This is a genomic window from Epilithonimonas sp. (assembly GCF_032055105.1).
Taxonomy (GTDB): Bacteria; Bacteroidota; Bacteroidia; order Flavobacteriales; family Weeksellaceae; genus Epilithonimonas.
The window spans coordinates 1-12,749 of record NZ_DAMBRK010000001.1; the positions used below are offsets into that span (position 1 = coordinate 1).

At 34.7% G+C, this 12,749-nt stretch carries 11 protein-coding genes; 5 read left to right on the forward strand and 6 right to left on the reverse strand.

All coding sequences use genetic code 11. The annotated features are described in order from the left end of the window. Nucleotides 1–57 precede the first annotated feature (57 nt). Entirely contained in the window at nucleotides 58–1,074 is a 1,017-nt protein-coding gene (locus RTY06_RS00005) for a TerC/Alx family metal homeostasis membrane protein (RefSeq protein WP_312821856.1), read from the reverse strand. A 926-nt stretch (nucleotides 1,075–2,000) separates the two neighbouring features. Here RTY06_RS00005 and RTY06_RS00010 point away from each other — a divergent pair. The 5 genes from RTY06_RS00010 (at nucleotide 2,001) to RTY06_RS00030 (ending at nucleotide 8,001) form a co-directional block, all read left to right on the forward strand. Further along, entirely contained in the window at nucleotides 2,001–2,528 is a 528-nt protein-coding gene (locus RTY06_RS00010; protein ID WP_312821857.1) for a YceI family protein, read from the forward strand. 38 nt (nucleotides 2,529–2,566) lie between these two features. Next, nucleotides 2,567–3,853 (forward strand): hypothetical protein, encoded by a 1,287-nt coding sequence (locus RTY06_RS00015; protein ID WP_312821858.1) that lies wholly within the window; start codon nucleotides 2,567–2,569, stop codon nucleotides 3,851–3,853. 63 nt (nucleotides 3,854–3,916) lie between these two features. Then, entirely contained in the window at nucleotides 3,917–4,417 is a 501-nt protein-coding gene (locus RTY06_RS00020; RefSeq protein WP_312821859.1) for a YceI family protein, read from the forward strand. A gap of 276 nt (nucleotides 4,418–4,693) precedes the next feature. Beyond that, the gene (locus RTY06_RS00025; RefSeq protein ID WP_312821860.1) at nucleotides 4,694–6,835 is read left to right on the forward strand and encodes an endonuclease MutS2; all 2,142 of its coding nucleotides are present in this window, start codon (nucleotides 4,694–4,696) and stop codon (nucleotides 6,833–6,835) included. Between the two features lie 98 nt (nucleotides 6,836–6,933). Further along, nucleotides 6,934–8,001, forward strand: coding sequence for a 2,3-butanediol dehydrogenase (locus tag RTY06_RS00030; RefSeq protein ID WP_312821861.1), 1,068 nt, complete (start codon nucleotides 6,934–6,936; stop codon nucleotides 7,999–8,001). A 70-nt stretch (nucleotides 8,002–8,071) separates the two neighbouring features. Here RTY06_RS00030 and RTY06_RS00035 read toward each other — a convergent pair whose 3' ends face one another. The 5 genes from RTY06_RS00035 to RTY06_RS00055 all read right to left on the reverse strand — a co-directional run bounded on the left by RTY06_RS00035 (nucleotide 8,072) and on the right by RTY06_RS00055 (nucleotide 12,743). Further along, nucleotides 8,072–8,449 carry a hypothetical protein gene (locus tag RTY06_RS00035; protein WP_312821862.1) on the reverse strand — a complete coding sequence of 126 codons (378 nt, stop codon included), beginning with the start codon at nucleotides 8,447–8,449 and terminating at the stop codon, nucleotides 8,072–8,074. A gap of 65 nt (nucleotides 8,450–8,514) precedes the next feature. Then, nucleotides 8,515–9,129 (reverse strand): DUF1684 domain-containing protein, encoded by a 615-nt coding sequence (locus RTY06_RS00040; RefSeq protein ID WP_312821863.1) that lies wholly within the window; start codon nucleotides 9,127–9,129, stop codon nucleotides 8,515–8,517. Nucleotides 9,130–9,253: 124 nt separating this feature from the next. Further along, nucleotides 9,254–10,402, reverse strand: coding sequence for an AI-2E family transporter (locus RTY06_RS00045; protein WP_312821865.1), 1,149 nt, complete (start codon nucleotides 10,400–10,402; stop codon nucleotides 9,254–9,256). Nucleotides 10,403–10,477: 75 nt separating this feature from the next. Then, entirely contained in the window at nucleotides 10,478–11,176 is a 699-nt protein-coding gene (locus RTY06_RS00050; protein ID WP_312821867.1) for an SAM-dependent methyltransferase, read from the reverse strand. Between the two features lie 289 nt (nucleotides 11,177–11,465). Further along, nucleotides 11,466–12,743 carry a dicarboxylate/amino acid:cation symporter gene (locus RTY06_RS00055; RefSeq protein WP_312821869.1) on the reverse strand — a complete coding sequence of 426 codons (1,278 nt, stop codon included), beginning with the start codon at nucleotides 12,741–12,743 and terminating at the stop codon, nucleotides 11,466–11,468. Nucleotides 12,744–12,749 lie beyond the last annotated feature (6 nt).

Sequence of the window (12,749 nt, forward strand, 5' to 3'; positions counted from 1 at the left end):
CTTATTCAGATTATCAAAAATTTTTGCCTAATCCCCCAACTTTTAAGACTGATCCATTTAAGCAGACTTCTCCTCCTTATCCGGAAACATTACTGAAACAACAACCGATAATATCAAAATCCCCCCAACAACCCCTAATGAGACAGGAGATGAAATATGATACCAAGGTGAAATCAACATTTTAACTCCAATAAAACTCAAAATCACAGCAAGCCCATAAGGTAACTTACTGAACATATGTATGAAATTGGAAAGCAAGAAATATAAAGATCTCAATCCCAAAATCGCAAAAATATTAGACGTATAAAGGATAAAAGGATCTTTAGAAATCGCAAAAATCGCTGGAATAGAATCCACCGCAAACAAAACATCTGTAAACTCGATTACAGCAACAACAACTAAAAGAGGCGTTGCCATTTTTACTCCTTTTTGTGTTGTGAAAAACTTATCTCCATTATAGCTATCAGAAACTTTCCAGAAACTTTTAATCAATTTCGCGCCAGCACTTTTACTATAATCTTGTTCTTCATCATGATCTCCTCCACCCCAAGATTTGACACCCGCATAAATCAGGAACAGCCCAAAAAGCGTCATCACTACATTAATTTTAACATCATGTCCAAAAACCGTCATCTCTGGCAAATAAGTCAAATCAATCAACTCAACACCTGCAAAAATAAAAATCGCTCTAGAAATAAGCGCTCCAATTATCCCCCAAAACAAGACTTTATGATGAAGATGTCTTGGAACTTTGAAAAATCCAAATACCAAAATAAATACAAAGAGATTATCTACAGATAATGCTTTTTCTATCCAATACGCTGCCTGAAACTGAGTAAACTTCTCTATTGCCAAAGCGTGTCCTCCTGCATCTTGATTGAAAACCCAATAAACAACAACTGAAAAAACCATCGATAAAGAAATCCAAACAATAGTCCATGTTGTTGCTTCTTTAGAAGACACCTCATGCGCCTTTTTATTGAAAACACCAAGATCCAACAACAACATCACCACTACAACTATGATAAAACCCGCCACAAGACCAGGATGCAAATCGATAATACTTTTATCCATATTTATAAATTAATTATTCGCTAAAGTTATGCATATTATCCGTCCACCTACTTCATTGGATGACATTATTTTATTACCATCTATCAACTTAACTGGAACTTATTTATTATCAAACATATATTTCAGACTCAACAAACTTAAAATAACAAACTCCATCAATTTTTTTTAAAAAAAAACATACATAACCATTTTCCATCCACAGTATCGAAACTTTAACTATAGACCATTTCCTTAGAAACGTAATATTTGAAAAAATATTAGCCATAAGAAACCAAGAGCCAAAGATTTTCTAGTTTCCAGCAGCTATTTTAAATTTAAAACAAACATCCACAACCAACTGTATCAATTACAGAAAAACATTTGGGTTCGAAGCATTATCAAAAAACACACCATTCTCCACCACAAGTTTCGATTAAATATTAAAACCCTCAGTAAAAACAGCTTATCATCTGTTCGTAATAAAACAAAATCCGCAAACTTTTGTATATATACGCCAGAAATCAGTATTTGACAAGCAAAAAGAATAACTAAACCGACTTCTTTAAAATACTTTTTACGTGAATCAGTCTCAAATATGACATCCGTCATATAATTTTATTAATTTCTCAATAATTTAACAAATTTTATATATATTCAAAAATATCAACACTGATTTTCATCATCAATCAAAGACCTAACAAATGTCATCTCTGATTATTCGTTATTCTTTTACCAGAAAGAGTATCCATAAATTAAGCAAACAATTACGTATAAGACAAAATCGATAACACTTATCGATTTTATTTATCAATATCATAACCAGACCATTTGATAAGATTTTTGTCATTACAAAAAAATAGCAAATTAATTAACACACTCATACCTTTGTACTATCAAAAATGAAATATAAACAATTATAACAATCAAAATTTAAGAAAATGAAAACAATGAAAAATCTAATCACTGCAACTTTAGTTCTTGGAACATTGTGTTTTGCCCAATTATCAAATGCTCAAAAATTAACTCAAAAAACTACAACAATTGCTATCAACGGAACTTCTCCAATGCACGATTGGGAAATGACAGGTTCTACAGCAACTTTCTCGGGAACAGTAGCAGGTAACGCAATCACAAATGTAAGTTTAAATGTTCCTGTAAAAACGATAAAAGCCGAAAAAGGAAAAACAATGGAAAAGAAAGCCTACGAAGCTTTGAAAGCTGACAAAACCCCAAATGTAACCTTCACAGCAACTTCTATCAACCTAGGAAAAAGTAATGCTACAGGAAAATTAACCATCGCAGGAACTTCTAAAAATGTTTCTTTCCCAGTATCTGTTGTAAAAAAAGGAAATGCTTATGTGATCGACGGAACAGAAACTGTAAAACTATCTGAGTTCGGAATGGATCGCCCAGGATTTATGGGAATTAAAACCGGAGATGTAGTAACAGTAAAAGTAAACATAGTAGCAGAGTAAATCAATCTTTAAAAATTAACTGAATAATTTATAATATCATGAAAAGAAATCTATTAAAAGTCGGCTTCATCGCAGCTTTACTAACCGCAAACTTTGGATTAGCACAGGAATTTCCAATTGATAATCTAAACCCCCGTGATCAAAGAAGTGTAAACTCTTTTGAAAATGTTAAAGATACAGTAAGTACTTTTGAAAAATTAAAAGTAAGAGTTGGCGGTGCATTTGCACTACAATTCCAAGCAATACAACATGAAAACAATGCCACTCCAGTTATTAATGCTGCAGGTGTAAACACAAATCAATTATATGATATAGGAAACAACTTCAATCTTGCAACTGCAAACTTGGATCTTGACGTAGCTTTATACGATGGCGTAAATTTACACTTGAGAACATTTTTATCTTCTCGTCACCACAATGAAACTTATGTAAAAGGAGGATATTTACAAATCAATAAGTTAGACTTCATCAAAAAAGACTTCTTAAAAGATGTAATGAAATATGCAACGATTAAGTTTGGTCACGACGAAATTAATTATGGTGATGTACATTATAGAAGAAGTGATAATGCTTATGTAACAAACAATCCGTTTGTAGGAAACTATCTGATGGACGCATTTGCTACAATGGTTTTTGCAGAAGTTTATTACAGAAGAGATGGTTTCATAGGAATGGCGGGTATTACCAACGGACGATTAAATCAAAATGCTAATGGAGGTACAAGCCCATCAATCTATGCAAAATTAGGTTACGACAAACAACTTAACAATGATCTAAGAGTACGACTAACAGGATCTGTTTACAACACTGCACACACTCAAAGAATGGATTTTTATGACGGTGACAGAGCGGGATCTAGATATTACTTCGTAATGGAAAACACTGCTGCAACATCTTCTGCAAACTTCAGATCTGGACAAGTTGTTCCTGATTTCAAAAACAAACTGACATCTTTTATGATTAATCCGTTTGTAAAATACAAAGGTTTGGAATTCTTCGGAACATACGAAAACGCATCTGGTAGAAACTTTGCAGAAACCGACAGAAGAACTTGGAACCAATATGTTGCAGAACTACTTTACAGATTTGGGAACAACGAGAATTTTTATATCGCAGGAAGATATAACGGAGTTGATGGCAAACTAGCAACTGGAGAAAAAGTAGATGTCACAAGATATAATGTTGGCGGAGGCTGGTTTATGACCAAAAACATCCTTACAAAACTAGAATATGTCAATCAAAAATATGATGGATATGCACCTACAAACATCCTATATGGAGGCAAATTCGATGGATTTGTATTAGAGGCAGCAATATCTTTCTAATATTCAGTTAACAGAAGCAGAGGAAACTCTCGGGTCTCCTCTGTTTTAAAAAAATATCTAGCTATGAAACTTTTACACTTACTTTTCGGTTTATTTTCACTATTCACATTTGCCCAAGGAAATTTTGTTCAAATCAATGGTAGCACAAATGTCAACAAGTTTCAATGCATCAACAACAAATTCAAAAATGACGGAAGTGTTTATACATTCTCAGAAAAAAATCTCCCAAACATCATTTTAAAAGTCACAGACTTCGATTGTGGAAACAAAATGATGACCAAAGATTTTCAAAAAATTCTGAATTCTGATAAATACCCAAATATGACCATCAAGTTCATCAACTTCACAAAAAACCAAGACGGTTTCAATGCAATAGTAGAAGTCAAAATGATGAACCAAAGTAAAAGATACAGTATCGAATTTGATATAGAAAACAACAAATTGGTTGGCAAAAAGAATGTAAAATTCAGTGATTTCAACATCACGCCTCCGAAAAAAATGGGCGGGATGATTGTCGTGAAAGACGACCTCGACTTGACATTCAGCTTAGCAACAAAAATTTAAAAATCAAACAAATAACTTTTTCATATAATTAGATTTTTCAACGTAGCAATGCCAAGGGCTAGAATGGTATTGTGAATTGAGGAACTTGCAGACTCAGCTGCAGGTTCCTTTTTTAAATTTGAACGTCTTATTCTCTGCTAATTCATAACGGACAATCTTTCAATCTGAGGCTCTTGAAGACATATAAAAAATCAATTTCTGAAAGAAATTATCCATCTAAAATTTTCACTTTTCAATCAACTTCGCAACATCAATTCAAATTCGTAAATTTGTATTGTGAATATTAATAAAGCAGACCTCAATGAATTAGAATTTCCGGAACTTCTTTCGGAAATTGCACCTTTCGCTTACTCGCCGAAAACGGCAGACAAAATAATGGAACTTCGTCCAATGGAAATAGACGAAGCAGAAATCTCTTTGAAGAAAACCTCGGAATTCCTAACGAGTTTTGAAAGTTCCAACGCAATCCCTTTTGATGAATACGAAGACATCGAAGAAGAATTGAAATTGATGCATATCGAAAACTTTCGATTAGAGAATAAATCCTTCATCAAAATCAAAACAATTACCGAACAAATCGGGAAATTACAGAGATTCTTCCCTCAGTTTTCAGAAGCATTTCCAACACTCATTGAAGAAGTTAAAGACTTAGAATTCCGAAAAGAAATTATTGATAAAGTTGACAAAGTTTTCAACCGATTTGGAGATGTCAAAAGTGAAGCTTCTACAATTTTAAAAACTTTAAGAACAGAAATTCAACACGCCAGAAAAGCCATTGATGAGAATTTTAATCGATCTTTGGCAACTTATTCCGATTTTTTAGAAGACATCAGAGAAAGTATTATTGATGACCAAAGAGTTTTAGCAGTAAAATCAGGTTTCAAAAAAAGAGTCAATGGACGCGTTTTAGGAATTTCCAAAACAGGTTCTATTACTTTTATGCAACCGGAAAGCGTTGTGAAACATTATTTCAAACTGAAGGAAAATCAGGAAGAAGAGAAAAAAGAAATCGATAAAATCCTTAGAAAATTAACGGCAGAACTTTCGGAATTTCAACCACAGCTTTCGGATTATCAAACTTACATTTTTGATTTAGATTTAATTCGAGCAAAAGCCAAATTTGCTGAAAAAGTCAATGGAATTTTACCGAAAATCAATAGACATCAAACTTTACGTTTGAAAGACGCTTTTCACCCACTTCTTTGGATTCGAAATAAAAATGAAAATAAGGAAATCTTTTCTCAGACTTTAACCTTAACCGAGCATAATCGAATCATTTGTATCTCCGGACCAAATGCTGGTGGAAAATCCATTACTTTAAAAACGGTTGGATTATTACAATTAATGATTCAGAGTGGAATTCTTGTTCCTGTTCATCCAAAATCCGAAATGTTTTTCTTTGATAAAATAATGACTGACATTGGAGATAATCAATCCATAGAAAATCATCTGTCAACCTATTCTTCCCGATTGAGAAAAATGTCTGGAATGATTCGCGAAGCTGACAACAAAACTTTGCTTTTGATTGACGAGTTCGGAACTGGTTCCGATCCAGAATTAGGAGGCGCTTTAGCGGAAAGTTTTATGGAATATTTCTATGACAAGAAAAGTTTCGGAATCATAACAACGCATTACACCAATATCAAACTGGTTGTAGAACAATTGCCCGCAGCTACAAACGCCGCAATGCTTTTTGACGAGAGAACATTGGAACCCCTTTACAAATTGGAAATCGGGCAAGCCGGAAGTTCTTTTACTTTTGAAGTCGCTGAGAAAAACCGAATCCCGAGATTCATTATTAAAAATGCTAGAAAGAAAGTTGAGCACGACATTGTAAATCTTGACAAAACAATTGTGAAACTTCAGCAGGAAAAATTCGAAGTTGAAAAATTAAAATCTGATTTGTCGGAAAAACGAGATTCTGTAGAAGACAAACGCGACAATCTCCAAAAACTGAACGAACAGCTTCAGCAAAAGTTATTCAATTTTCAAAAACTTTATGAAGAAGAACACAGAAAACTGCAGTTCGGAAACAAGATCGAAAACTTCATCGACAGTTACGTAAAAGGTAAATCCAGAAAAGATGTGGTTAAAGATTTTGTAAAAATCTTGGAACAGGAAAAATTCCGGAAATTGGGCACTGACAAAGACGAAAGCAAACGTCTTCAAGTTGTGAAACGCAAAATCACGCAACAATTAAAAAAAGAAGATGTTATCGAAAAAATTGCTGAAACCAACGAGAAACTGGAGGAAAAGCGAAAAGCAGAACGCGCCGTTTGGATGAAAGTCGGTCAACGTGTTAGGATTTCCGGAAGCACCAGTGTAGGCACCATTGAAAAAATTTCAAAAAACAAAGTGATTGTCAACTATGGAACCTTCAAAACTACGATTGATGCAGGAGAATTGGAGAGAATTTGATAATTTATCATTTGTGAGATAACTCATACACAATAGAATATTGCTTCGAAAAATCCTTCATAAATTTGATATTATAATCAAATAAAAAGTATCCAATTATGAAAGCAGCAAGATGGTACGCCGCAAAAGATGTACGAGTAGAAGAAACAGAAATCCCAAAAGTTGGTTCTAACCAAATTAAAGTTGAAGTAAAGTTTGCAGGAATCTGTGGATCCGATTTACACGAATATGTTCACGGCCCCAACCTAATTCCGAAAGATGAGCCATATCTTTTGACAGGACATATAGGAGTAACAACACTTGGCCACGAGTTCTCTGGAGTCATTTCCGAAATTGGCGAAAATGCCAGCACAAAACTTAAAGTTGGAGACAGAGTTGTAGTAGAACCAATATATAAGAATCCTGAAAGTTCTTTCATTCCTAATGGAAAATATAATCTTTCTTCTCCTTTAGGATTTGTAGGATTATCTTCTAATGGTGGATTTGCACCATATGTAGTGGTAGAAGATTACATGGTTCACAAGATACCCGACAGCATGAGTTTTGAACAAGGCGCTCTTGTAGAACCTGCAGCTGTTGCAGTATACGCTGTAAAATCTAGCGGTCTAGAAATTGGCGAAAGTGTTGCCATTTTTGGAGCAGGACCTATAGGACTATTATGTCTTCAGGCTGCAAAAGTCGCAGGAGCAACAACTACTTTTGTGATAGATGTTTCCGAAACCCGCCTTGAAAAAGCAAAAGAAGTTGGCGCAGACTATGTGATCAATGGAATGGATAACGACATCCCAGAGCAAATAAAAAAAATTGTTGGAAATGACGGTGTAGATCGTGTGATAGACGCTGCTGGTGTACAAGCCACTTTCCAAAACGGAATAGATGCTCTTAAAAATGGCGGTACCTCTTTATTAGTTGCTTTATTTGGCAAACCTGTAACTCTTGATGCGTTTGACCAAGTTTGTAGAGAAATTACTATTAGAGGCGTAATAGCATACAGAAATATTTTCCCACAAGTCATTGAGCTCATCAACTCCAAACAAATGGATGTTGAAAAATTGATAACCAGCAAAATCTCTCTGGATAATATTGTAGAAGAAGGTTTTGAAAAACTAATCAAAGATCCATCCGAAGTCAAAATCTTAATAGATATTGCTTCTACAAACAGTTAAGATACAGTTTGGGATTTCACAATTAACTAAACATTATAAAAAAAAGCGAAGATTAGCCTTCGCTTTTGCTTTATGCGTGGAAGTGAGATTTCACTTCTTCCAAAACCTCCTGTTCACTGAGTTGAGAATCTGTTCCTAATTTGATGTTCAAATTCTTATATTGAGGTGTTTCTAACAAATGATTTCGTAATTCTTCTTGAGAAGTTCCAGGCCCCGTAACATACAAATCTGTACTATTGGTGATGATTTTTTCTATTTCTTTAAAGAATTTTGACTTGTTGGTTTGTTCTACATTATTGGCTGCATTTTCGTTGGAGTTGCCGTGCTGAACATCAGCAAATACAATTTGTTTCACTTCAAATTCTGAAACATCCTGTCCATCGTGATTCGTTACAACTATTGCTTTTCTGCCGTCAATCCATAGTCCGGCTAATTTTTTATCGCTCATAATTTTATTATTTTGAGAGAAGCGTTTCAAGGATTGTGCAAAAGTGTTGTTAACAGACGTTAAAGTTAATGATGATAAACATCCTCATACATCACACCAGCTTCAATTCTAATCGGTAATTTGTTTTCAGCCGGCACAATTGGACAGTTATAATCAAAAGCATTATAAGCACAGTAAGGCTGATAAGATTTGTTAAAATCCAAAACGATTTCGTTTCCGGTCGGGATTTTCAAATCCATATATTTTCCGCCACCGTATGTTTCCTTTTCATTGGTTTCGTCACGGAAAGGTAGGAAAATATGATCTTTATATTTCTCTATTTTCATCAAGTCCAAACTTTGGTACAATGTCAGGGTTAAAGATTCACCGTCCAATTCAAAAGTTGCTTTTCCATATTCCTGATATTGTTTGAATTTTCCAGAAGAAGTTGGCAATTCAAACGGAACAGGATTTTCGGTTTTAACAAATCTTGCAGTCACTCTGTATTTCAGATTAATTGGAAAGAACGGATGCTTTTTAAAATTCTTCAGATTATCGCCTCGTAAAGGTGATTCTTTGGGGTTCAGATATTCTGCATTCAGTTCTTTTTGGAACTTTTTTATCGATATGATATTTTCTTTTTCAGTCTGTGCATTCAGAAACAAAGACCATATTAGGAATAGGAAACTTAATTTTTTCATAATTCAATTTTAATTATTTGGGGCAGCTTTATCCGTCTTCCGCTCCCAATCTTTTCACTCCACTGCGTTGCGTAAAAAGGATTTCCGTTCAAGCCGGGCTGCAAGTGATTCATACCAATCACGTTTAGTCAGCAGATTCACTTTCAGAATCACTGATTTCATTGGATTTCAACTTAGCTTTTTTCATTTGAAAATACTTATCAAAAGTCGATTTGAAAACCGGAACTTCATCGTCTTCACCCATTAGGAAACCCCAAGACTGGAGACCTTCTACTCTATCAAAAATAATTTTCAGAATCGCCAAAACCGGAATCGTCAAAAACATTCCCGCAATTCCCCAAAGCATTTCTCCAATTACAAGTCCAATAATAACAATCAAAGAATTGATTTTCACTTTGGAACCCACAACTCTTGGCATTATGATATTTCCGTCAATCGCGTGAATCACAACAATCGCAATCACAATAAACAAAACGTGACTGATTCCCGATGTTGCAAACGTAATCAAAGCACCAATCAACAAAGCAATGAAAATCCCGATATAAGGAAGAATATTTAAGATTCCTGTGATGATTGCCAGCATAAAATTATATTTAACGCCGATAATCGTGTAAGCAATCAAAGATAAAATCGTCACAATAATCATTTGAAGAAACAATCCAACCAAGTATTTTTTCACCATAAACTGAATGCTGTGAACTACTTCAAAAACAGTTTTATGATGTGATTCTGTAAAACTTGCGACCAAGAATTTTAAAAGATGCGTTCTGTATAAAAGGAAAAATAAGGCAAACAAAAACGTAAAACCTGTTAGCATCAAGATATAACCAATCGATTTCAAAGCTCTTTCTAAAATCGCAGTTCCTGTACTAATTGATTTTTTTGCTGTGTCATTCAGATATTCCAATTGGTCACGTCTTCTGACTCCGAAAGTCTTGGAAATCCAACTTTGCAAATCGTCCGTCAAAGTGATAAATTGTTTCTGAAATTGAGGCCAATCATTGGATAATTTCGCAACTTGCATCGAGATTCCGTAAATCACACCTCCAATAATTGCTAGAGCTAAAAGACTTGCAACAATAGAAGACAAACTTCTCGGAAATCTCAATCTTTTTTCCATAAAACGAGAAAGCGGAGTCAGCAAAATCGCAACAAGCAATCCCAAAATCATCGGAACAAAAACCTGCTCACCAATAATTGCAAGGAATCCTAAAACAACGATGCTTATAAGAACACAAGATAACTTGAGATAAAAAGGATAAGTTTGGTTCATATTATTAGATTTTAGTTTTTAGAAGTTAGAAATTAGACTAAATTCTAACCTCTAATATCTAACTTCTTTTTACAATTATTTTCCGATTAGAAAAACTGCTGGAATCTTATGTAATTCTGGTTTTTCTTTTTTCCAATCATTAATAGTTTTTGTTTTGATGAATTCGGTTTCTGGGTCATTGATGTTAGCGGCGATGCACAACTTTGTATTTGGATTGAGAAACTTGGTCAAATCTTCAAATAATGGATTGTTACGATAAGGTGTTTCCATAAAAATTTGTGTAAATCCTGTCTTCTCAACCAGATTTTCCAAATGTTGGATTTCTTTTTTTTTCTTATCTTTTTCAATCGCCAAATAACCATTAAAAGAAAACTGTTGCCCATTGAAGCCACTTGCAATCAGAGCTAAAACAAAGGAACTTGGACCGTTAACAGGAATCACCTTAATGTTATTTTTGTGAGACCAACCAACCATTATATTTCCGGGATCGCCAATGCAAGGCAAACCAGCTTCCGATAACAATCCAAAATCGACACCCTCTTTCATCAGTTTCTGGGCTTCTTTCAAATCTGCTGTTTCAGAATATTTGTCGAGCAGAAATAATTTGAGTTCCGGTTGTTTTTTTTCGGGTGCAAAAAACTTGATGACTTTTCTAGCTGTTTTTTCGTTCTCCACAAAATAATGGTCCACATTCATAATGATGTCTTTGATTATCGGCGCAAAATAATCTGCTGGAGAATTTTCGGAAAGATAGGCAGGTAAAAGGTATAACATTTCTATTGTATTATTGTAAAAAGTATAACGTAAAATGTATTTTTCAATTATACTTAATTGATTTTAAGTTCATTTGTCATTCCATAGAAATCTAAACAATGTAAAGATTCCTATGGAATTACAAAATTATGTTTTTATGTTGAATCTTGTTTTATATTGAAGCTGCAGCCCGACTTGAGCGGAAATCCTTTTTTGCCAACCTTAAAGTTCTATTTAAACTGAAATCGTCTGCAAAAAAGATTGGGAGTGGAAGGCGGATTAAGCTGCCCAAACCTGAATCATCACAAATTTAGTTCAAAACTTCTTTTAATCGGTCCTTGTCCAATCGATTTTCCCAATTGGAAACGACAACCGTAGCGACTGCATTTCCAATCACATTGGTCAACGCTCGGCATTCTGACATAAATTTATCAATCCCGAGAATCAATGTCATTCCGGCAATCGGAACTTCAGGAACGACTGCTAAAGTTGCTGCTAGCGTGATAAATCCTGCACCTGTAACGCCAGCCGCACCTTTGGAACTCAACATCGCGACCAAAAGCAATCCAATCTGATGTTCCAAAGTCAAATCGATATTACAAGCCTGCGCAATAAACAACGCCGCCAAAGTCATATAAATATTGGTTCCATCGAGATTGAAGGAATAACCGGTCGGAAACACCAAACCAACGACGCCTTTGTCGCAGCCTGCATTTACCATCTTTTTCATTAATCCAGGAAGTGCAGGTTCAGACGAACTTGTCCCTAAAACCAGAAAAATTTCTTCTTTGATATATTTTAGAAATTTGAAAATATTGAATCCATTATACCACGCAACACTGCCCAAAATCAAAACGACAAACAATGCAGAAGTCACATAAAATGTTCCGACAAGCATAGCCAAGTTTTTTAGCGATTCTACACCATATTTCCCAATTGTGAAAGCCATTGCTCCGAAAGCGCCAATTGGAGCGAGTTTCATCAAAACTTCCACAACTTTGAAAATCGGAATTGTCAAAGCCTGAAGAAAATCGAAAACTGGATAACTTTTCTCTGAAGTTAGTGCCAAAGCAACTCCAAATAAAATTGCGACAAGCAAAACCTGCAAAATATTATCACCAGTCAGCGGACTCAACAAGGTTTCTGGAATAATATTGAAAATAAAACTGACCAACGAATTGTCGTGAGCCGCTTTTACATATTTTTCAATTTCCGCACCGTTCAGAGTGCTTGGGTCGATGTTAAGACCTTTTCCCGGCTGAACGATATGACTGACAATCATCCCAATAATCAACGCTAAAGTTGAAAATGTAAAAAAATAAATAAATGCTTTTCCTGCAACTCTTCCAACTTTTTTAAGGTCGCTCATTCCGGCAATTCCAGTAGAAACGGTCAAGAAAATTACCGGCGCAATAATCATTTTGACCAGCTTGATGAATCCGTCGCCGAGAGGTTTCATTTTCTCACCCAAGTCAGGATAAAAGTAACCGAGAGAAACACCAAAAACAATCGCAATCATCACTTGAATATAAAGAAGCTGATAGAATTTTTTTGGTTTTATAGGTTTTTGTTCAATATCAAAATTCATAAGAAT